This is a genomic window from Dyadobacter endophyticus (assembly GCF_014641595.1).
GTDB lineage: Bacteria > Bacteroidota > Bacteroidia > Cytophagales > Spirosomataceae > Dyadobacter > Dyadobacter endophyticus.
In genome coordinates this window covers 282,100-303,256 of sequence record NZ_BMIA01000002.1, presented here as the reverse complement: position 1 = coordinate 303,256, position 21,157 = coordinate 282,100, and the positions used below count along the sequence as shown (strand labels likewise).

The window sequence follows — 21,157 nt, the reverse complement described above, 5'->3', positions numbered from 1 at the left end:
TCGGGCCGCCGGGCGGTTCGAATCCAAACGGGATCACGTGAAATGTCAAGCACTTGCGATAGTTCGTGAGTGCTTTTTTGTTGGGACGCCTTCTAAGCAGCAGGTCTTTGCCGGGCCGTTATTCAGAACGCAAACTTTTTACAGGGTTTGTCAGTGCTGCTCTGACGCTTTGAAAGCTGACCGTGATGATGGCAATGAGAATGGAGAGGCCGGCTGCCAAAGGAAAGATCCACCAATCAGGCGTTATTTTGTAGGCGAAGTTTCCCAGCCATTTCTCCATTAAATACAACCCGACAGGAAATGCGATAACCATAGCAACCAGCACGAGTTTCAGGAAATCGCCTGAAAGCATGGAGACGATGCTCGTGATAGATGCACCTAACACCTTTCTTATGCCGATTTCTTTTTTACGCTGTTCAGCCATAAAAGTAGCAAGTCCAAAGAGTCCCAGACAGGCGATGATGATGGCAATCGTTGAAAACGCTAGGAATAGCTGTCCTTTTTGTTCGTCGGTGCGGTACTGCTTTGCAAATGCCTGATCGAGAAAGTGGTATTCGAACGGCTGGTTGCCATTCACATCGTTAAATGTTTTTCTGAGTGCGGCTATTGTCTTCGGGAGATCGGCGCCCGAAACCTTTACCAGCAAATTGTCTGTTTTTTCTTTTTTCAGAACAAGTACCAATGGTTCAATCTGATTGTGAAGCGAGCGCAGGTGAAAATCACTTATCACGCCCGTGACCAGGACTTTTCTGGTATTAAGCTCGATAAGGCCATCACGGTAGCTTTTCCATCCCAGGCGTTCCAGCATTGCCTGGTTGATCAGGACTGCATTGGAACTGTCGTGGTCCAGTCTGTCGGAAAAGCTCCTGCCGTCGGCGATGGGGATTTGCAGCACGTCGGTGAAGTCGGCGTCCACATTAAAATATTCAGCACTAACAGACTCCTCGGAGCCATTTTTGTAAAAGCTGAAAGTCGTTTTATTATTGAGCTGATCGCCAATGGAGCCGTTGGTCAATGCTGCGTTCTCGACAAGTGGATTTTGTAAAATCCTTTCTTTCAACACATTTGCATTTTCTTGCAGCAATGGACTTTGCAATGGCATTCTAATTACTAGCCGTTGGTTAAAACCCAGCTGTGTTGTACGCATAAAATTCAGCTGCCGATACACGGTAATGGTTCCGGCGATCATCACCATTGAAATAAAAAACTGTAAAACAACCAGAGACTGCCGGAATATCACACCCGAGGAATTGCGGCCGGGTGTACCTTTTAATACTTGCTCCGGACGGAAGCGCGACAAAATAAATGCCGGATACACACCGCTCGCCAGCCCGGTCAACAATGTGAAGCCTAAGCAAAAAGTCCATGTCTTAAAGTCGAAAAACTTGATCGTCAGCGATTTTCCGGAGATGTCGTTAAAGAATGGAAGGAGCAAATTCAAAAGCAGTATGCTCGTCAACAGAGCTAAAAATGCCATGAGCAACGACTCTGACAAAAACTGACCAATGAGTTGCGACCACTGTGAGCCGACGGCTTTCCTGATACCGATTTCCGTCGCCCTGCCAGCCGATCTGGCCGTCGCGAGGTTGATGTAGTTGACGATCGCTATAAGCAGGATGAAAAGCCCGATGATTGAAAATGTGTACACGTAGGCCATGGTGCTACCATTTTCTTCTCCCATCAGATGGGATGAATGCAGGTGGATGTCGCCAAGTGGCTGCAAGCTGATCGCAAACTTCACCTTGGTCCCGTCTGTGTCGCCGATTCGCTCTGCAATGTATTTTTTATAAAATGCCGGTAGTTTATCTTCCAGTTTCGCTGCTGCCTTTGCATCGTTTAGAAGAAGGTACGTGAACGTATTGAAGCCGTCCCATTTATCGAGCTGTACCCGGCTCACGGCCTCGTTGGTGTAAGGCAGGATGGCTTCAAATTTCAGATGATGATTCGTAGGGGCTTCCCTGATTACACCGGTAACGCTAAAAGGAATGCTGTCCTTTACAGTTACGAAGTTCCCGATGATGCCGGTAGTACGGCCAAATAGGTTCATGGCCAGTTTCTCGGTGAGTACCACACTGTTTTTGCCTTTCAGCGCATTTTGCGCACTACCTTCAACAAACTCGTAGTCAAAAAACGTGAATAACGTAGAATCTGCACAGATAAGCTCCTTCACATTTAATGACTTTTCGCCCACCCTGAATAATTGAGCGCCTTTTTTTACTCGCAAAGTCTTTTCAATCTCAGGATATTCATCACGCAAAACGGGTCCGAATGGTGCCGAAGCCATGCTAAGCTTGTATTCGTTTTCGCTCCATTTAATATGAAGGTTGAGCCGGTAAATGCGGTCGGTATTACGATGATAGCGGTCAAAGCTCAGCTCATCGTGCACGTAGAGCCATAACGCGAGCGCGCAGGTCATGCCAGTGGCGAGGCCGGATAGTATCAGCAGGCTGTAAGTTTTATTGCGAATAAGATTCCGCCAGGCAATTTTGAAGTAGTTTTGGAGCATAGAGTGACGCTATTTGCGTGATCAATCGCTATTGCCAAATTAATATGCCAGTTTAAAAACATATCCGTTTGGCCCGTTACTCGAAGGAAATCCGTTTTTTGGTGTACACTTTCGGACACGTTTGTCCGAATTTAGCTGAACAATTTTCATCCGGAACCCATCGCATGAACAAAACGCTACCGTACTTACTCGCATTGGTGATGCTATCTTCCTGTCATGCGTTGAAAGATAGCCCCAAATACAAGCTGACCGACGGCATTTACAAAACGAAGGAGGGCGACCGGAGCGCCTTGGTCTATATCGAGAATGCGGAAGATTCAGTGCTTGTGTACCGCCTACAAGCCGGCTGGAAAACGGCCAAGCCGGACCGAAAGGACCTCAAACCCAAAGTATATCCGTCGGGTGCTGTTGAGAAGGAAATCGCTGCGAGCAAATACTGGAAGAACACGTTCGATCTGGACATACTTACAGTGCCCTTCAAATACCGTCCTTCCACCAACTCGTTCACACCCCAGTTGAGCAATCACCTCAACGGAGCAGTGTACGTAGGTTACCGAAATGATACCTACGAGTTGTCTTACCAAAGGAACCCGATCGGGAAAGTCAGTCAAAGGGTGACGCATCTGGGATTTTCAGCTGGTTTGGCAACAGGCATAGGCGTCACACCGATGAACCCCTGGGTAACGGACGACAATATCAGTGTAGAATACGATGGCTTTATCTGGTCGAAGGCCGCTTGCATTCTGATGGCCATCGAGAAACTGAATTTCGGACTGGCGCTGGGTATAGACCATTTGCTTGATCACAACAGACAATACTGGATTTACCAGGGTAAGCCTTATATAGGTTTGACGGTCGGCCTGAACCTTAATTAGTGGAAACAGTAAGTTGATCAGTGAGAAACTCCTCTTTCAGGAATTTTTCCAGTGTCCTCAAATTTTCCAGCGCAGCTCCCATCGTATTATTGAAATATACATAAACAGTTTTTCCCTCATTTAGCCATTCGGATATATAACCGGCATATTCGAACAGCAGACCTTGATCGTAGCTCCCCTTGTAGTTGCCCCCGGGTCCGTGAAAACGCAAATATATGTGTCCCGCATCCAGCGTGGGCTGTGGCGACGTGCTACCGGCCTTATCATGATACACGATCGTAGCGCTGTATGCATTCAATAGTTCATATGTCTGCTCGTTGTACCAGGAATGATCCCTGAATTCGACAGCTATCGGCCAATTGCGTTGGTTAACTTTCTGTATACCGTTCAGCAGCGATTCGACCTTCCCGAATAATACCTGCTTGACAGACGCCGGAAACTGCACGAGAATGCATCCCTGTTTGTCGTTGGCTCCGTCGATAACCTCGAAAAATTTTTCAAGATCGGGTTGTTCAAATTGGAGCGACTTGTTGTGCGTGATTTGTTTCCAGAGCTTGAATGTGAACTGGAAATGGTCGCCCACAGAACTGCTCCATTGGGTGATGGTAGAGGCCTTTGGAAGCTTGTAAAAAGTAGAATTGATCTCGATGGAGTTAAAAAGTGTGCCGTAAATGCGCAGCCGGCTCCATCCTTCAAATGCCGCGGGATAGGCCTGGCTGTTTTTGTAGGGCAGGACCAGGCCGCTGGTTCCAAGGTATAGTCGTTGATCAGTCATATCAAAAGTTCGATCAGAAGTAAGATGATAGTGATAAACCTACTTGCCGGTTTCCATATGCGGTGCATCCACGGGTTTCGATTCGGGAGAGCCTTTTTGTCTTAGGAAAATAGACAGAACCACTATCGAAGCGACGGACAAAAATTCACTCTGCCAGTTTTGAAAGGTTTCGAACCAAAAGTCGGGCTCCGTAAGAAATGCGGCCAGATCTTTTTGCGGTTGTCCGTGGAGCATTTGCTGGTCGTTGAAGTCTGTGAAACTGCCATAGAGGTGGCCAATCCAGCTTAGCAGGAATAACATCACGAATGCGATAGAAAGCGAATGCTGGTAAAGCCGCAGCCGCCACCCGCCGCGCTTCACCGGGCCCGGCGCATCCTTCTTGCCAGGGTCCGGTTCGCGGTCCACTTCCTCCGGTTTGATCAGATCTTTGGATTCCGCTGACCCGATTTGCCGCAGTGAAATAGTCAACACGACGTAGAGCGCCATTTGGAGAAACTCGCTTTGGAAGTTTTCGAATGTTGCAGAGAAAAAGTGACCGCTGGTAAGGTACTCGCCCAATGCGAGTGGCGAACCGCCCAGCTCTTCAAGCTCTTGGTTGTGCTTTTTCAAACCGAAAACGATCTGAGCGATCAACGCCACTACAAACAACGATATGAAGACGATTGAGAGACTGTTGCGGTAGAAAAAGCGATCAGTTTTATTTTTTGACATGGCTTATACAGGTGTTAAAATCGCCAATCACTATTACGAAAACCATGCCATGCAAATATGCCATAATGGGCTATAAAGTAATGGTCAAAAAGTGGCGGAGCAGTTTCTCATATGTAGATTTGCGCAATGTGCATGGGGATCCCCCGGCGCGTTGACATAACAAGCAGAAACACTGACTATCTGAGATGAAAGAAATCCTTGACAACCCCGCCTGGCATGCGCTACGCACGCACAACCGCGCGCTCGGGACCGTGCAGGGAGAATGTGCGTATTTTCTGCCGGAAGTTTCGCCCTTTGCAGCAGTGGAAGGCGAAGCGCTCGCGGGCCTGCCGGCATTGCATGAAGCTATACCATTCGACCATAACGTCATATTTGTAAGCAACGAAAACGTTGAAATCCCTCGTCCCTGGCAACTTTTAGCGGCAATACCCGGTTACCAGATGATTTACAACGGCCCCGTGCACCCAGGGTCGGATGGCGCGGTAATCACCCCGCTTACAACGGAGCACGTTCCTGAAATGATCGCATTGACGAGCCTAACCGTTCCCGGGCCGTTTTCGACTGAAACGATCCGTTTCGGTCATTATGAAGGGATTTTTGACAATAACAAGCTCGTCGCCATGGCTGGCCAGCGCATGCATCCCGGTGATTACGCCGAAATCAGCGCTGTTTGTACCCATCCCGATCATCTGGGCAAGGGCTATGCGCGGCATTTGCTGCTTCGTCAGGTAAATCGCATTCAGCAGAACGGTGAACAGCCTTTCCTGCACGTGAAAGCGGATAATGCGCGTGCAATAGGCGTGTATGAGTCGCTGGGTTTTAAGATCCGCACCCAGATTTTCTTTTATGTATTGAAGAAATGAGCTTTTCAACAAATTAACTTTGAGCTTTTCAACAAAGCTGGGCAGACTGGGAGCGGGTACTTTTGTATTGTACTTAAAACACAAAGACAATGACAAAAGTATGGTTTATTACAGGCAGTGCCCGCGGATTAGGACGCAGCCTTACAGAAGCGGTTTTAAAAAGTGGAGATAAGGTAGTCGCAACCGCCCGGAATATTGGTCAGCTGGAAGATCTGGTCAACGAATTTGGGGAGCAGATTTACCCGGTAGCGCTCGACGTCACCAATTACGAACAGGTCTATTATGTGGTAGCCGACGCCGTAGCGCATTTCGGAAGTATCGATGTGCTGGTCAATAATGCAGGTTTTGGCATCATCGGCGCGGCGGAGGCATACACCGAAGAGCAGGTACGCAGCCAGTTGGATACAAACCTTTCCGCCCCGATCGAAATTACCCGCGCCGTATTGCCTTATATGCGCAAGCAGGGTAGTGGTCGCATTTTGCAGATCAGCTCGATTGGCGGCCGCGTTGGCAATGCCGGGTTGACAATGTACCAGGCAGCCAAGTTCGGTCTGGCCGGTTTCACCGAGGCGTTAGCCAAAGAAGTAGCGTCGCTGGGTATTTACGTTACCAGCGTTGAACCGGGTGGTTTTCGCACCGACTGGGCCGGTGCTTCGATGACCTACGCCCGTGAGATCGAGGGTTACGAGATGGTCAATCAGCGTACCGATTATTTCAAATCCGGCAAATTCGTGCCTGTGGGTGATCCTGAAAAAGCTGCGGATGTGATGGTGGCATTGGCCGCTCATCCCGCACCGCCGATACATCTCGTGCTCGGCAGCGAGGCCATTGGAATACTCAAAAATGCCGACCAAGCCCGCAAGGCGGAAATGGAGGAATGGGAGCATGTGAGTATCTCTACCGACCATCACGAATCGGAAGATTTTCTCGAAACATCAATGGGCAAATGGTACACACGCGGCAAAAAGGACGCATAATTTCTAACTTTGTTCATGGCTGATCTGAAATCCAAGAAGCAAGCATCTCCCATCGCGTATTCGTGCTATTTCACGCGGAACCGCGAGGGGGAGCAGTTTTCATCCGAGCACGTGTTCAGTTACCAGATCTCCGGGACGCTCACGATCAACAATGGGGAAAAAGAGTATGTTTTCAAGGAAGGGGATTTCCGGTTTACCCGGCGCAATCAGCTGCTCAAATTCATCAAGCAGCCGCCGGTAAATGGTGTTTTTAAATCTATTTCGGTTTACCTGGACCAGGGAACCCTGCGAAGTTTCGCGATGGAGCATGGTTATCATGCAGATCATTCGCAAAGTAAGGATGCCGGGTCCATTATCGCATTGAAAGGCGGAAGTCTGGTAAAGGGCTTTATGGATTCGTTGATGCCATATAGTGAGGACGACCAAATGATAGATGCTAATTTACAGGCATTGAAAGTGCGGGAGGCCATTATGATCCTGCTGCGCTCGTCATCGGTTATGAAAGACATATTGTTCGATTTTAGCGAGCCGGGGAAGATCGATCTGGAAGCATTTATGAATGAGAACTTTCATTTCAATGTGCAGATAAACCGTTTCGCTTACCTGACCGGACGCAGCCTGGCGACATTCAAACGTGATTTTGAACACATATTCCACACATCGCCCAGCCGCTGGTTGCAGCAGAGGCGCTTGCAGGAGGCGCATTACCTGATTAAGGAAAAAGGCCGGGCACCTTCAGATGTGTATCTGGAAATCGGCTTCGAAGACCTTTCACATTTCTCATTCGCATTTAAAAAAGCATTTGGCATACCGCCGTCCAGGCTCGCCGGCTAAGCGGCTCAGGACAGCGGTTCCGGCCGGGGAGGGGTTCCGGCTGGCCGTGAGTAGTCCTCGGGCAATGGGATAAACTCATGATCATCGGCAGGCGGGAGCTGAATGCGGCCTTGTTTCCAATCTTCTTTCGCCTGTTCGATACGTTCTTTCCTCGACGACACGAAGTTCCACCAGATAAATCGTTCACTCAGCGGTTCGCCACCCAGGAGCATTAATGTCGTGTTTTCCGTGGCTTTGATAGTTGGCTCTGCATTTTTGTTAAAAACAAGCATCTGGCCAGGCTGGTAGAAATGACCGCCTGTTTCAACAGATCCTTTCACCAGGTAAACGGCGCGTTCGGAATAACCATCGGGAATCCTGAACGTCGCTCCGGCTTCGACGACCGCGTGCAGATAAAACAGGGGAGAAAGAGTTTCGACGCCGTTGGATAACCCAAACGCATCGCCAGCTATGAGCCGCATCCATACCCCCTTGTCGGTAAACACCGGCAGTTCATTTTTAGCATAATTTCTGAAAGAAGGCGTGGCTTCTTCGTCCTTTTCGGGAAGAGCGACCCAGGTCTGGATCATTTCTAGGCCACCTGCCAAGGCGGCAGGATCTTCGAAACGCTCCGAATGCGCAATCCCGCTGCCGGCCGTCATCCAATTCACTTCTCCGGGACGTATGATCTGCTGCACACCTGTGCTATCGCGGTGCGTAACCTGGCCATCAAACAGATAACTGACCGTAGAAAGCCCGATATGCGGGTGCGGCAGCACATCCATCGCCGACGGGTTGACCGGCACAGTGCCCAGCGGTCCGGCGTGATCCATAAATATGAACGGGCCGACCATTCTTCTGAGACGGAAAGGAAGAATCCGCTTCACCATCACCGATTCACTGATAGCAGCCTTCCGGGCTTCGATTACGATATCCAGCATGGAGCAAATTTTTGGGTTAAATATAGGCAATCATCCCAGCGTCAACTCCCTGTCAACACCAATCTCCTGTAAAAAATGCAAGTCGTGCGAGATGACCAGCAATGTTCCCCGGTATTCGTTGATCGCTGCGGTAAGTATGCCGATGTTCTGGATATCGAGGTTGTTGGTAGGTTCGTCGAGTATAATCATGTCGGGCGCCTGGGTAGCTATCGCCAATGAGCACAGCGCCAGCCGCATTTTTTCACCCCCGCTGAGGTTAATGCACGGTTTGTCCCAATATTCCCGGGTAAACAAAAAACGGTTCAGGCGGGTTTTGATATCATGCTCCGGCAACCCGCCGGAGTTGTATTTCCAGGCCTGGGAATAGACGGTGGAACTGTTATCGATCAGGGAATAATCCTGATCGATGTAAATAGACTTGAAATCGGCTCGCTCGATGGATCCCGCGCTGGGTTGCAAATCTCCCAGGATCATGCGTATCAACGTCGTCTTGCCCGATCCATTGGCGCCCTTGATCGCAATGCGTTCTCCGCTCGTGATCTGAAAATCGAGGGTTTCACGCCAAAGCTGTTGGTCACTGTAAGCAAAGTTAGCCCGGGAGGCGGTTACGAGAATCTTCCCTTTGTGAAGCAATGAATTGTCGAAATCGACTTTCATTTTGTCTAACGAAGGTAATTCGCCGCGCAAATGACTTAGTTCCTGTGCAATACCCCCCCACTTTCTCGGCATGCACTCCCTTCATTCGAGCCGTGCTTCGTTCCGCATTGTTTCTGAACGCATGCTGGACGATCGCCGGAAGCCCCGCCTTTTCCTGCTTCTTTTTCCCACGCGCATCCAGTTTATGTTGCCGCTCCACCGATTCCCGCTCGATTTCTCTGGCCTTGCGAAGCGCTTTTTCCTTCGCTTTCACATCGAGGTTCAATGCCTCATTTTCAATCGCTTTTTGTTCGGCGTAAAAGTCATAGTTACCGCCGTAGATGGTTATTCCGCGCTTACCCAGCTCGCAGACGGTATCGAGGAGGTTTAGCAGCGCCCTGTCGTGGCTTACGATAACCAGCGTATTGCCCGTCGACCGTATGTAGTCGTACAGCAATGCCCTGCCGGCCGCATCCAGGTGGTTGCTGGGCTCGTCAAGCAACACAATTTGTGGTTCATGGATGAGGATTCCTGCGAGGAAAACCTTCGTCTTTTGCCCGCCGCTCAGCATAGCCATAGGCTGGCAGAGGGCTATCCCATTCAGTTGCCAATGCGCGAAAGCCTCCTGGCAACGTTCTTCGATACCCCAGTCATCGTCGAGCAATTCGAGGTTAATGTCCGTCAAATGTCCTTCCAGGATCTCTTTCAGGGCCAGCAACTTGTCGTGGATACCCAACGCTTCCGCAACGGTTCGCCCGTTATATTGTCCGAAATGCTGCGGTACGAAATAGGGTCTGGAATCTGCCCCGGCCGCTCCGGATGCTGGTTTCAGCTTTCCGGCGAGGATCGCCAGCAATGTAGATTTCCCCGCGCCATTATTGCCGATGAGCGCGATTTTGTCCTGCTTATTTACAGTTAAATTAATATCGGAGAATAGCACATCCCGGTTGGGGTGTGCATAGGTAACACCTTGAAGAAAAAGCATAGAAACTTTCTTTTAAGAATGAATAATAGCAGCCGCCATAACGGCCGCGTGCGTCTATTTTCCTGAAAGAAATGGTTTCTTACACCTGGTGTTCCGGTTGGTGATTAATGTTGCAAAGGTAAGAATAAATCCCGAAAGTGAAATAGGTTAACTTTCGGTTACCTGTTTTCGCCGCCTCACTCGAAGAGCGTGGTCTGACGGAATGGCGCTTCTAGTTCCAGCAGCAGTGCTTTGTTTGCCAATCCGCCCCCAAAGCCCACGAGCTTGCCATTGGCTCCTACCATGCGATGGCAGGGAGCGATAATAGGGATCGGATTCTTGTTAGCTGCCCCGCCCACGGCCCTCACGGAATCGGGGTTGCCAATCTGGCGGGCTATCTGGCCATACGACCGCGTTTCACCAAATGGAATGGTTAGTAAAGCTTCCCAGACCTGTTTTTGAAAGTCGCTGCCGATAAAATCGAGTGGCAGGGAAAAAGTTTTGCGTTTCCTGGCAAAATACTCGTTTAATTGTTTCTCGGCTTCGAGCAGTAACGGATGATCCGGATTTTCGATGCCACTGTCGATGCTCGACTTTTCCGTATCGTCATAATCCCAAAGCACAGCTCTTAGACCATTGTCTGAGGCAATCAGCGTCAGTGTGCCTGTCGGCGAAGCCATTCTTTTAAAGAAAATATCCATGATTCGCTGCATGTTGTCACCTAGCAACAAAAAAATGGATTTTATTGGTTCTGACTATTGCTGCTACGTAACGAACGGCATCCGGACTGAGGCCAGGATGCCGTTCGTTTGTGTCGCTTCGGGCTACACCAAAGTCGCAGTCAAAACGATTTCAAAACTAAATCCCTGGCTGACGGGACATGTTTCTTCGGCACCTTTGGCGATGACCTGAAATTCTTCGTCCGAAATGTTAGGCACTTTGGCTACTAGCGTCAGTTCCGATTTCGTGATTTTACCATTATCCAGTGTAACAACGGATTGCGTTTCGAGTGATTCGACGGTGTAGCCGGCCTGGGTCAGGTCGAGGTCGAGTTTCATGGTGAAACAGCCTGCGTGAGCCGCGGCAAGCAGCTCCTCAGGATTAGTGCCGATGCCGTCGGCGAAGCGGCTGTTGAACGAATATTGTGTTTTGTTTAGGACGGTGCTTCCGGTTGTGATATGTCCTGCGCCTGTTTTGATGTCACCATTCCATACTGCTGTTGCTTTGCGTTTCATGATCTTGGAGTTTGAAATTGAAAATGATTTAAATAAACTGTACTAAATAGTACAAAATTGGTCAAAAAAATTAGTTAAGGATATTGAGATTCATCCGCACCAGTTCGGCAAGTTTTCGCTGGTCGGGTTCCATTCTGCGCGTTACGTTGAGGCCGTTCCAAAGATTTACAAGGTAAGTACCGAGTGCCCCGGCTGGTTCATTTGTTTGAAGCAATCCCAGATCCTTGCTTTTCTGAATGGCTTCGGTAAATATTTCTTCGAGCAGATGCAGGTACTTTGCTGCAATCATTTTCAAGCCTGAATCGTCGGCGGATACCTGTATCAATGCGTTACCAAAGTAGCAGCCCTTATTGCCGACCGGCGAATCGTTGCCAGCAAGCGACAAAAAGAAATCCCTAATGAATTGGACCGGATTTTCACAAGTCGCCAGCGACTCGCGGATCGCATTAAAATTCAGTTCGACAACCCGTTCCATCGACTTCCGGAACAATTCTTCTTTCCCGCCTTTGAATGCGAAATAGAAACTTCCTTTGCCGATGCCCATAGCCAGGAGCAGGTCGTCGGCAGTGGCGTTGGTGTACCCTTTCTCCCAAAAGACTTCCACCGCCTTGTCGAGGATCGTTGTTTCGTCATATATTTTGGGTCTGCCTGCCATTGCTCTTTTTGTTTGATGTTACAAATGTATAATACTTTACTAATTGGTACAAAATAAAAGTGATTTTTTTTTGAGATTTTTTTTGAAGGAATGAGGTGGGAGAAGGGGAGGAAGGGGAATGAATACGCTCGGATTTGTTATCTCAGTGATTGGGCGTTAGCTTTGCCGGGCAGTTCGTTTGTATCAAAATCGCTTTCCTTACGCTTGAAGGCCTCTGTTAAACAATGGATCACCCTGGGCTTTGTGCTCCTTATGCTTGTCAAAGCGTGGGTTATTCCTTTGGTTTACCTCGACTACGAGCTGCGGAAGGAATATATTATTGCCAACCTCTGCATAAACCGCGACAATCCTATCGTGGTCTGCGAGGGCAAATGCTACCTTGCCGAAAAGGTGGTCGAGGCTAAAAAACAGGAAGAGCGCCGGGCGGAGCAAAGCTATATGGCTAACCTGCTCTTCCAGGTAATGGATACGGGCAAGCCGTTCATTTTCCAATCGCCTGAGTACTTTGAAACGAATTTGGCGGTCACATTCAGCTATATTTCGCCGTTCCTTCCGCCCTCCGTTGCTTCGGAGATATTTCATCCACCTTTGGGCTAATTAGCGACGTTTTCAGGCTCGAATTCCGGCTTAATACGGGGTTTTTGAGCCGGGTCAATCTCTATGCGCTCTCTGTTGCAGCGCCTTCAATTCTATTTCCTTTATTCTAATATCACAATTACCATGCATACCCGACGATTGATCGCCGGTCTGCTGGCAGCGGCATTGCTGCTTGCCTGCGAAGACCGTAAACTGCCCTACCTGGGCGAACCCGAAACCATTACCAGGACGGTTGCGGGAAAATCCATCAGAGAAAAGAGCTACCCTTCGATCCCCGCCTTTTCGTTTACCAACCAGGATAACCGGCCGGTAACCGAGCTGGATTTTAAAGACAAAATCTACATCGCCGATTTCTTTTTTACCACCTGCCCGACGATTTGTCCCGTTATGAAAAAGAACATGCTCAAAGTGTACGACGAAGTGAAGGACAATCCGACCGTACGCATTCTATCCCATACCATTGACCCGGAACACGACACGCCCGCAGTGCTCAAAACCTATGCAAACGACCTTGGCGTGCGCAATGCAACATGGCAGTTTGTAACAGGCGACCGCGGGAAGATTTACGAAATTGGACAAAAGCATTACCTCATTACCGCGGCCGAAGATGCCAAATCGCCCGGCGGATTTCTCCACAGCGGACATTTCGTGCTGCTCGACAAGGATCGCCACATCCGCGGTATGTACGACGGCACCACCGACGAAGGGACCTACGAGCTCATCCGCGATATCCGGACTTTGCTCAAAGAATATGAATAGAGAAATGGCTCTTGGCAGGAACCAGAAGGCCGTTTTTCGCGTAGCTTTAAGCAATTCTTAAATCACTAAACTTAAACCGTTATGTCAAAGAAAATTCTGTTGCTGGCAGGGGATTATGTCGAAGATTATGAAGCTATGGTGCCATACCAGGCTTTGCTTTCCGTTGGATTTGAGGTCGATACCCTGGCGCCTGACCGCAAGAAAGGCGACACCGTGCCAACGGCCGTCCATGATTTCGTTGGCGATCAGACGTACAAGGAAACCCCAGGTCACCGTTTCGCAATTACTGCTGATTTTGAAGGTATTAACCCGGTAGAATACGACGGATTGTACATCGCGGGCGGCCGTGCGCCCGAGTACACGCGCCTCAACAAGCGGGTGCTCGAAATCACCCGGCATTTCTTTGAAGCAAACAAACCGGTAGCCGCGATCTGTCATGGAATCCAGATATTGACCGCCGCGAGAGTATTGGAGGGCCGCACACTGACGGCCTATGTCGCGATAGGGCCGGACATCGAGCTGGCTGGCGGTACCTGGAAGAATATCCCGGCCGATCAGGCCGTTGTGGATGGTAACCTCGTTACTTCACCTGCATGGCCCGGCCACCCGGCAATTCTGAAAGAGTTTTACAAGTTGCTGGGCGTTCAGATCAGCGGCCTTTAAGAAAGGTTGTATTTAAAAATAAAATGGCCAGACCTATGCGATTCGCAGGTCTGGCCATTTTATTTTGTATTCAAAAACGAATTAGAATTTAAACGAAACGCCCGCATTGACCGAGTAATCTGCAAATGCGGCATCGCCACGTACAAATGTGCCCGATTTGTCGGAATACTCCTTGTCGGTCACGCTTTGTGTGCGGTTTCTGACGAATGCAACCGGTACCGTCGCGAAGAAACTGAATTTCTCGCCGGAATAAGTGATGCCAGGCTCTGCGGCCCACACGTAGCCAGGTCGGCGGAAATCGCCGCTGCCGCCTACGAGGTCGTGTACCGGAATACCTTCCAGACGCGCTCCCACCGCAACAGCCCAGCCTTTCAACACCGGGTTAAGGGAATAACTGAAACCGCCGCGTGCCATGTACTGGTCGGGAACGCTCATGATGGCCTCGTTGGCCAGGCGGGGCGACAAGGTCTCACGGTAGGTACGTACGCCATTCTGCTCGCGTGGGTTTACGAGGTAATAGAAATTGCCATACACGCCGAAATTGTGGAATATGTTATAAAATGTATTCAATTCCACTGTAACGCCGGTTCCGCCGTCGCCGAGCTGAATCGACTGGTCGACGGTACGAAGCTCTTTCGCACCATTCGGGCCGACATTGTACCAATAATCCTGGTAGTCATAGTCCCCGGTCGGTAATTTAATGCCCAGACCCAGTTGAATATTCCCGCGAGTGCTCTTCTTGGGATCTAAAAGCCAGCGGTAGGCTGCAATACGCAGGTCGCCGATGCCGAAAGAATGCATGCTGTGCCGCTCGTTGAATTTATTGGCACCAGCGACCAGGCCGTGCTCGTAGAGTGACGAACGCGCATTTGAAATGATCGGGAGGTCGACCATTAATGACCAGCGATCGTTGAGAACGCGCATGATGTTAATGTCGATCGAAGCCGTGTGGTTAATCACCTCGGTGTGCTGTACGAGGCGCTCCTTATTCTCAGTTTTACCTGAAAAATGGCGGAACGACTTGAAATAGCGTCCGCTCGTCGTGACTACCCATTGTGCATGGTCGTTGCTGTCGGCATGGGCGATCATGCAGGCGTTACCCGTGCCACGAATGGCCACGCAGCCTTGAGAAAATGTACGTTGAGCAACGCAAAGTGCCAATAACAATGCGATTGATAGTTGTAATTGTCTTTTCATAAGTGATTTGGTGAATTTTCCTGAATGGTAAAATAAGTGTAAAAAAATGAGAATATCGTACAATATTTCCCGGTTGAAAAGGAAAATGAAGCCCGGGGTTGGTCTTCATATAAATTGCCCTATTTTTGCAGGATAATTTCAAATACCATGTCCGAGAACAGACTTCTTTTCTGCATTTCGCCTCCTCCGGTAGCCTGAACGGCTTAACGACCGGAATCTATTTTGGTACTTCCCGTTTCTTCGGGAGGCAATGTTGCTATTACCATTGTTCATGAGGGTTGTTGAGCCTTAGCCCCGTTGTGGGTTACGCTTAACCGGTTTGCGCTGTTTTCGCAGCGTCCGATGTCCATTTTATACCTTTTGAACAAGCATTACAATGAAACAAGCTTTCATCAAGCTGCATATAGCCATCGTGCTCGCCGGATTTACCGGTATTTTCGGAAAACTGATCACCGTCAATGAGGGCCTGCTGTCGTGGTACCGCATTTGGCTCGCGGGAATTCTGATGCTGCTGATCCTCGCCGCAACCAAAAAGCTCGAACGCATAGCATTCCGCGACTTTGCCCGCATTTCATTGACTGGGCTTTTTCTCGGAATGCACTGGATCTTCTTTTACGGTAGTATCAAGTATTCCAATATTTCGGTAGGTGTGGTTTGCTTCTCGCTGGCTGGTTTTTTCACGGCTATTTTTTCGCCGCTGATCAACCGTAGGGCCTTCGTGCTTTCCGAGTTGCTGCTTAGCCTGCTCACGCTTCTGGGCATTGCTTTGATTTTTAGTTTCGATGCCCGGTACCGCATCGGTATCACACTCGGCGTGATTTCTTCGGCGCTCGGGTCACTCTATATGATCTCCAACGAGCGGCTGGCGCATTCTTTCAAAAGCGAGACTGCCACTATGTATGCGATGCTCGGCGGAGGCATTGCGCTGACTCCGCTAATGCCGCTGTATGGCTATTTTTTTCCGGTCGAAACACTCATACCTTCATGGTCGGACCTGGGTTACCTGCTATTGCTGGCTTTTTTCTGCACGGTGGTGTTGTATATGTTGCAAACCCAGGTGCTGCGCCGCATTTCGGCATTCACAGTCAACCTTAGCCTGAACCTGGAACCCGTTTACACGATTATACTGGCCATACTCATCTATCATGAGAACAAGGAACTCCGCTGGTCGTTTTACCTCGGCCTGGCCCTGATCATATTATCGGTGGTATTGCAAATGCTGCACGTAATGCGGGCGCACAGAGCCGGTTCTGCAGTGGCTGGTACCCGTTAACAGCAAGCCGGGGCACTAGGCCGACTGGTGTCCCGGCTGCCTGAGTATGCTATCGATCGCCTCTCGCAGCTCATTGGGTTGGCTCTGATAGCCTTGCAGTCTGAAACCATTGTAACCCAATGCTTCCGGAATATCCTGTTTTAGATCGAGAGCGGCTTGCTGCCTGCTCAAAGCGATTCCCTGCGACTGTAAATGCCGAGCCAGATATTCCTGCTCCGACTGCCCGGGTGTAGGGATCAGCAATGCCTTTTTTCCGAGCATCGCCAGATCCATCAACGTGGAATAACCGCTTCGGCAAATGACAAGTCGGGCGTCAGCGAGTGTTGTTGCAAGTTCCTCCGCGTTGGCGTGCGTAACGTACGTAATGTGCGCAGGCAGCCTGGTTCGTGCCGCGCCCGAGGGATTACCGGCCACGATGTGAAAATGGTAATCGGTGGCAGACGCGGCTTGCCGAAACAACTTTTCTTCCAACATCTCCCGCATGGGTTCCGGCCCTGATAGCAAGATCAGTATGCTGTTATTTTGAACTGGCGGGGGCGTAGCCGAAGACCGCAATTGCGATAGCAGGCCAATATAACGTGCATTCGAGGGAATGCGAGGCGGGTGCGATAGCTTGCCGGCCAGTCCGCCGTTTTCCTGTACATCAACGATCCAGCATGCGTCGAATTTTTCGAGGATGCGGTAATGCAGTTTCCGCATCAGCCAGTCGGTGCCCATCCCTAAACCGGTAATAATATTCAGCTGATGGGTCATGATAATCGATCTCAACCCTTTTATTTTCAATCCGTACCGGTTGTCGGAGATGACCAGATCGAACCGGTGCCTGGCTTGCATTTCGCGAAGCCACTGGCGCTCGCGCCCGATCGCTCCCAGGATTTTGGGGATTTGAGCTACTATTTTCGCAACGAAAGTGCCGCCGCTACGACTGTACGTGATGTTGTAACCGGCAAGGGGCAACTGCGGCAGATCGGGAAAATTGCTTTGCAATAATGCCGCCGTAGCACCCGAAGCGGCAATGGTGACCTCGCATCCTTCGTCAATAAGGTACCGGATGACAGGGATGCAGCGCGTGGCATGTCCCAGTCCCCAGTCCAGCGGCGCTATAAGGATACGGAATGGCAGTTCGGTAGATTTTTAGTAATAAGGCAAAAGTAGCAAGTCTGCCGCTATTTCGGGCCAAGGAATAGCAGTACGCGATCGGTAACTTGTTTCAGCGAAGGTATCTGGACAGGCTTTTGCAGGTAATCCATCACATGTCCCGAACCCATCGCCCGGTTGTAATCGTCCACCTCGACCGAAGAACTCATCATGCAAATCGATATTGGCTGAGGCACGTCCGGTTTCAGTTTTCCATATTCGTTCAGAAATTGCCAACCGTCGAGAATAGGCATATTAATGTCGAGCAATATCAATTGCGGGAGTTTCAGCGTGTTTTCGCGGTTGAGGGAAATGTAATCGAGGGCATCACGGCCATTCTCGAAAAAAATGATCTCCCGGGCTATTTTGGCTTTTTCAATAATTCGTTTTAGCAGGTAAGTGAAGATTTTGTCGTCATCAATTACGCAGAGGATTTCAAGCATTTTCGTTGAAAGTAATTTTAAATGTAATTCCCGCGTCGACCTCACTGAAAACCTGAATGTCTCCGCCCTGGGCTTCTATTTGATTTTTAATTAAAAACAAGCCAACTCCATGAGCATCTTCGTGTTTATGGAAAGTTTTGTATAAGCCGAAAACCTTGTCGGCATGCAGGGTCAGGTCAATACCCTTACCCTCATCGCTATATTCCAGTGTTTTAAAACCCCTTTCATCGCGGTAGAACCGAAGTTTGATTACCGGGTGCTCACCATCTTTCTTGTATTTAATACCGTTGGATATCAGGTTCATCAGAATGCTTTCCAGGTAAATGTGCGGGAATGTAATCTCCGTTTCCTGAAAGTCCATCTCGATCTGCGCCTGACTCGCGTGAAGGCTCTCGTCGAGCACACCCAGCACCTGCTGGGTAACCTCTCTGATATTCAATAATTCGCCTTCCAGATGGTTATCGCGGATTTTGATCACTTGCGAAAGATCGTCGAGCGTTCCATTCAGGTGTTTCGACACGATTTTGATCTTCTGGAACAGCTCCTCATTGTCTTTGGTAAGCGTGGATTCATCGACAAAATCCGCGAGCAGCGCAATATTGCTTGAATGGTTGCGCAGATTATGGGACAAAATGTGGGTAAAACTTTGCAGTTGACTATTCTTCTGTGCCATCTTTTCTTCCACCGAAGTCCGCTCGTCTATTTCCCGTTGCAGATCAGACACAGACCTTAGTAACAGCACATTGGGAAATATTTTGAATAAATAATAAACGGTTATCAGCGATATGATGGCCGTGCCGAACCTGACCAACGCGCTGACACGGTACACGGGCAGCCAGAATATGAGTGCGTCGATCAAATGCGTGGTGCCGCACAAGAGGATGAATGCGACGAAAAGCCAGATCGTTTTTGGGAAAGGGAAATCTTTTCGGCTCTGAATGAACCGGATAAGGAAAATAGGTATCAGGAAATAGGCTGTCCAGATGAGAATGTCCGAGATAATGTAAAGCCAGCCGTGAAAATCCGACCAGGAACCGCAGTACCAGCGGGCAGGCCATTCAGATTTGTTGAATAGTCCCCGGAAAAACTCCTGCACCTGCTCGGCCAGCCCTGCCTGGTTTGCTTTCAGCGGTCCCGTGCCCGTACGGCAAAGCGGAATACGGTCATTTGAAATTGCTTGCAGGTTTGCATCTTCGAGGGTCATGAATCATTATTAGCGGGGGGTGTAATTCGAATATTAATGATAAATTTCGTGCTAAACAACCGCTGATTTGTTTTGCAAATTAGCCCGGCCAGTGCCGTAAAAATACTATTCGGTCTAGTTTGTAAAAATAGTTTTAATGTATCGGAGAGGTTGTCGCGAAGCCCCCGCGGTGTGGATTTGGGGCTGTGGGTTGTCCTGAGATTGAGGCCGCAATTAATGGCCGATTGTATGGTAATAATGCCTTCGGTGCATCAGATACAGAGCAGCGAGCCAATGCTGATTGTAAGCGCTACTTGTATTATTCATCGCTTTAAAACAAAACGACGAATAGAATAAATATTTTTCAATGTAGAAAAAGTTCAATTGCTAAATATGCCTCACGGAGTGCTTTTTGACTATCTTAGCACACCGCCACGTATAAACCGCATGGCTATATTTTCGTTATGAATATTCAACTCCATCAACAGAACGGAACTACGATTGCAGAGGTCACTTCTGAAAAAGTTCTCATCCGCACACCCGACGACAGCCTGCAACTAATGGTAGACTTGTATTACCAGGGCTACGGTGAGATGATCCTGCACGAACCCAACATCACGCCGGACTTCTTCGATCTCAAAACCGGTATGGCGGGCGAAATTTTACAAAAATTTGCCACATACCGCGTCCGGCTCGCCATTGTAGGTGATTTTGCCCGCTATGAAAGCAAAAGCCTCCGCGATTTCATTTTTGAAAGCAATAAAGGAAGGCAAATCAACTTTTTGTCTTCGGTAGAGGAAGCTGTCGCGAAACTATCAATATGATGCGTGATGGAAATAGATGAAATCCTGGAACACTTCCACCCGCTACCGCCGCAGTCGAGAGAGGCTTTGAAAGCACGCATCTCCGAAGTCCGGTATCCCAAAGGTCATATGCTCATGCGCACAGGCAGGGTCGAAAAGATGCTCTATTTCATCCGCAGCGGCATTGTTCGCGCATATTCGGACGCGGACCGTGGCGATGTCACGTTCTGGTTTGGAAAAGAAGGCGATGTGGTGGTTTCGATGAAAAGCTACGTTTCGGGACAGCCGGGTTACGAGCACATCGAAACGCTGGAAGCCTGCGAGCTCTACCAGATGAGAGCGCAGGACCTGGAAGAACTTTTCGCGAACGATATTCACATTGCCAACTGGGGCCGCAAGCTGATAGGGCAGGAGCTGATCAAAACCGAGGAGCGGCTCATTTCCATGCAGTTCAAAACAGCACAGGAAAGGTATCTCGATTTAATGTCGGCCACCCCCGATTTGCTTCACCGCGTGCAATTGTGCCATATCGCCTCCTTCCTGGGGATCACGCAGGTCAGCCTTAGCCGGATCCGTGCGGATATCAGGTAAAGGTTTGTTTTTTATCATTTGTAAAATTTTTTGTCGATCCGGAGCGGGACCTTTGTTAAAAAAACAAAATGTTATGAACTGGATTATTTTGATCGTTGCAGGCCTGTTCGAGGTCGTATTCGCCTCTTGTTTAGGAAAAGTCCGTGAAACAAGCGGAAACGAAATGTATTTATGGTTTACAGGATTTCTCATTTCCATGACTGTGAGCATGGCGTTGCTGCTCAAAGCGACCCAAACGCTTCCGATCGGTACTGCTTATGCGGTTTGGACGGGTATCGGCGCCGTGGGAACTGTGCTTGTGGGTATATTGGTATTTAAAGATCCGGTCAGCTTCTGGCGGATATTTTTTATTTCCTCATTAATCCTCTCCATCGCCGGGTTGAAAATGGTTTCGGAACATTGACAATCTTACGGGAGGCTTGCTTTTTCTGTTTCCCGTTCATTTCCCTTATCCTGAAAATGCTTGTGGAATTTACGCCCCCATCCAGCGAAAAAACGGCAGAGCCCGCGCTTCGAAATATCCTGACTTCATCGCTGGTATAGATTTAGATCCGTAGCAA

The 21,157-nt window shown here is 49.3% G+C and carries 24 protein-coding genes; 11 read left to right on the top strand and 13 right to left on the bottom strand.

What is annotated here, in order from left to right; genetic code table 11:
* Nucleotides 1-118: 118 nt before the first annotated feature.
* Nucleotides 119-2,506 (bottom strand): ABC transporter permease, encoded by a 2,388-nt coding sequence (locus IEY24_RS13400; protein WP_188932832.1) that lies wholly within the window; start codon nt 2,504-2,506, stop codon nt 119-121.
* A 164-nt stretch (nt 2,507-2,670) separates the two neighbouring features.
* Here IEY24_RS13400 and IEY24_RS13395 point away from each other — a divergent pair, with 164 nt between their 5' ends.
* Complete coding sequence (locus IEY24_RS13395; protein ID WP_188932830.1) at nt 2,671-3,381, top strand: hypothetical protein; 711 nt, start codon at nt 2,671-2,673, stop codon at nt 3,379-3,381.
* Here IEY24_RS13395 and IEY24_RS13390 read toward each other — a convergent pair.
* Complete coding sequence (locus IEY24_RS13390) at nt 3,374-4,156, bottom strand: DUF72 domain-containing protein (RefSeq protein WP_188932828.1); 783 nt, start codon at nt 4,154-4,156, stop codon at nt 3,374-3,376. The two genes, IEY24_RS13395 and IEY24_RS13390, sit on opposite strands and share 8 nt — an antisense overlap.
* Nucleotides 4,157-4,195: 39 nt before the next feature.
* The gene (locus tag IEY24_RS13385; RefSeq protein WP_188932826.1) at nt 4,196-4,867 is read right to left on the bottom strand and encodes a DUF6766 family protein; all 672 of its coding nucleotides are present in this window, start codon (nt 4,865-4,867) and stop codon (nt 4,196-4,198) included.
* 185 nt (nt 4,868-5,052) lie between these two features.
* Here IEY24_RS13385 and IEY24_RS13380 point away from each other — a divergent pair, with 185 nt between their 5' ends.
* From IEY24_RS13380 to IEY24_RS13370, 3 genes are all read left to right on the top strand, one after another.
* Nucleotides 5,053-5,730: a GNAT family N-acetyltransferase gene (locus IEY24_RS13380; RefSeq protein WP_188932824.1), complete on the top strand. Its 678-nt coding sequence runs from the start codon at nt 5,053-5,055 to the stop codon at nt 5,728-5,730.
* Nucleotides 5,731-5,819: 89 nt separating this feature from the next.
* Nucleotides 5,820-6,707 carry an SDR family NAD(P)-dependent oxidoreductase gene (locus IEY24_RS13375; RefSeq protein ID WP_188932822.1) on the top strand — a complete coding sequence of 296 codons (888 nt, stop codon included), beginning with the start codon at nt 5,820-5,822 and terminating at the stop codon, nt 6,705-6,707.
* Nucleotides 6,708-6,722: 15 nt separating this feature from the next.
* Nucleotides 6,723-7,541, top strand: coding sequence for a helix-turn-helix domain-containing protein (locus IEY24_RS13370; protein ID WP_188932820.1), 819 nt, complete (start codon nt 6,723-6,725; stop codon nt 7,539-7,541).
* A gap of 5 nt (nt 7,542-7,546) precedes the next feature.
* On the opposite strand, the gene IEY24_RS13365 is transcribed toward IEY24_RS13370, so the two are convergent.
* The 6 genes from IEY24_RS13365 to IEY24_RS13345 all read right to left on the bottom strand — a co-directional run bounded on the left by IEY24_RS13365 (nt 7,547) and on the right by IEY24_RS13345 (nt 11,951).
* Nucleotides 7,547-8,461, bottom strand: a complete 915-nt coding sequence (locus IEY24_RS13365) for a pirin family protein (protein WP_188932818.1) — start codon at nt 8,459-8,461, stop codon at nt 7,547-7,549.
* Between the two features lie 30 nt (nt 8,462-8,491).
* Nucleotides 8,492-9,118 carry an ATP-binding cassette domain-containing protein gene (locus tag IEY24_RS32790; protein WP_229222265.1) on the bottom strand — a complete coding sequence of 209 codons (627 nt, stop codon included), beginning with the start codon at nt 9,116-9,118 and terminating at the stop codon, nt 8,492-8,494.
* Complete coding sequence (locus IEY24_RS32785; protein ID WP_229222250.1) at nt 9,051-10,082, bottom strand: ATP-binding cassette domain-containing protein; 1,032 nt, start codon at nt 10,080-10,082, stop codon at nt 9,051-9,053. Before IEY24_RS32785 ends, IEY24_RS32790 begins: the two co-directional genes overlap by 68 nt.
* Nucleotides 10,083-10,258: 176 nt before the next feature.
* Nucleotides 10,259-10,762 (bottom strand): methylated-DNA--[protein]-cysteine S-methyltransferase, encoded by a 504-nt coding sequence (locus IEY24_RS13355; RefSeq protein ID WP_188932816.1) that lies wholly within the window; start codon nt 10,760-10,762, stop codon nt 10,259-10,261.
* A gap of 123 nt (nt 10,763-10,885) precedes the next feature.
* On the bottom strand, nt 10,886-11,296 hold the full coding sequence (locus IEY24_RS13350) for an OsmC family protein (RefSeq protein WP_188932815.1): 411 nt from the start codon (nt 11,294-11,296) through the stop codon (nt 10,886-10,888).
* A 70-nt stretch (nt 11,297-11,366) separates the two neighbouring features.
* Nucleotides 11,367-11,951 carry a TetR/AcrR family transcriptional regulator gene (locus IEY24_RS13345; RefSeq protein WP_188932813.1) on the bottom strand — a complete coding sequence of 195 codons (585 nt, stop codon included), beginning with the start codon at nt 11,949-11,951 and terminating at the stop codon, nt 11,367-11,369.
* 204 nt (nt 11,952-12,155) lie between these two features.
* On the opposite strand from IEY24_RS13345, the gene IEY24_RS13340 reads away from it, so the two are divergent.
* The 3 genes from IEY24_RS13340 to IEY24_RS13330 all read left to right on the top strand — a co-directional run bounded on the left by IEY24_RS13340 (nt 12,156) and on the right by IEY24_RS13330 (nt 13,970).
* A complete protein-coding gene (locus IEY24_RS13340) occupies nt 12,156-12,548 on the top strand; it encodes a hypothetical protein (protein ID WP_229222242.1) in 393 nt (130 codons plus the stop codon).
* A 123-nt stretch (nt 12,549-12,671) separates the two neighbouring features.
* Complete coding sequence (locus tag IEY24_RS13335; RefSeq protein WP_188932811.1) at nt 12,672-13,307, top strand: SCO family protein; 636 nt, start codon at nt 12,672-12,674, stop codon at nt 13,305-13,307.
* An 81-nt stretch (nt 13,308-13,388) separates the two neighbouring features.
* On the top strand, nt 13,389-13,970 hold the full coding sequence (locus IEY24_RS13330) for a DJ-1/PfpI family protein (protein ID WP_188932809.1): 582 nt from the start codon (nt 13,389-13,391) through the stop codon (nt 13,968-13,970).
* Nucleotides 13,971-14,051: 81 nt separating this feature from the next.
* On the opposite strand, the gene IEY24_RS13325 is transcribed toward IEY24_RS13330, so the two are convergent.
* Nucleotides 14,052-15,167: a transporter gene (locus tag IEY24_RS13325; protein ID WP_229222240.1), complete on the bottom strand. Its 1,116-nt coding sequence runs from the start codon at nt 15,165-15,167 to the stop codon at nt 14,052-14,054.
* Between the two features lie 376 nt (nt 15,168-15,543).
* Here IEY24_RS13325 and IEY24_RS13320 point away from each other — a divergent pair, with 376 nt between their 5' ends.
* Nucleotides 15,544-16,440, top strand: a complete 897-nt coding sequence (locus tag IEY24_RS13320; protein ID WP_188932807.1) for a DMT family transporter — start codon at nt 15,544-15,546, stop codon at nt 16,438-16,440.
* A 15-nt stretch (nt 16,441-16,455) separates the two neighbouring features.
* On the opposite strand, the gene IEY24_RS13315 is transcribed toward IEY24_RS13320, so the two are convergent.
* From IEY24_RS13315 to IEY24_RS13305, 3 genes are all read right to left on the bottom strand, one after another.
* Nucleotides 16,456-17,427: a glycosyltransferase gene (locus IEY24_RS13315; RefSeq protein WP_229222238.1), complete on the bottom strand. Its 972-nt coding sequence runs from the start codon at nt 17,425-17,427 to the stop codon at nt 16,456-16,458.
* A gap of 179 nt (nt 17,428-17,606) precedes the next feature.
* Nucleotides 17,607-18,020 (bottom strand): response regulator, encoded by a 414-nt coding sequence (locus IEY24_RS13310; RefSeq protein ID WP_188932805.1) that lies wholly within the window; start codon nt 18,018-18,020, stop codon nt 17,607-17,609.
* The gene (locus IEY24_RS13305) at nt 18,013-19,224 is read right to left on the bottom strand and encodes a sensor histidine kinase (protein WP_188932803.1); all 1,212 of its coding nucleotides are present in this window, start codon (nt 19,222-19,224) and stop codon (nt 18,013-18,015) included. The genes IEY24_RS13310 and IEY24_RS13305 overlap by 8 nt, the downstream gene beginning before the upstream one ends.
* Before the next feature lie 443 nt (nt 19,225-19,667).
* Between IEY24_RS13305 and IEY24_RS13300 the strand changes: the two genes are divergently transcribed.
* The 3 genes from IEY24_RS13300 (at nt 19,668) to IEY24_RS13290 (ending at nt 21,000) form a co-directional block, all read left to right on the top strand.
* Nucleotides 19,668-20,027 carry a DUF4180 domain-containing protein gene (locus IEY24_RS13300; protein ID WP_188932801.1) on the top strand — a complete coding sequence of 120 codons (360 nt, stop codon included), beginning with the start codon at nt 19,668-19,670 and terminating at the stop codon, nt 20,025-20,027.
* A 6-nt stretch (nt 20,028-20,033) separates the two neighbouring features.
* Nucleotides 20,034-20,597: a Crp/Fnr family transcriptional regulator gene (locus IEY24_RS13295; protein ID WP_188932799.1), complete on the top strand. Its 564-nt coding sequence runs from the start codon at nt 20,034-20,036 to the stop codon at nt 20,595-20,597.
* Nucleotides 20,598-20,670: 73 nt separating this feature from the next.
* Entirely contained in the window at nt 20,671-21,000 is a 330-nt protein-coding gene (locus IEY24_RS13290; RefSeq protein WP_188932797.1) for a DMT family transporter, read from the top strand.
* Nucleotides 21,001-21,157 lie beyond the last annotated feature (157 nt).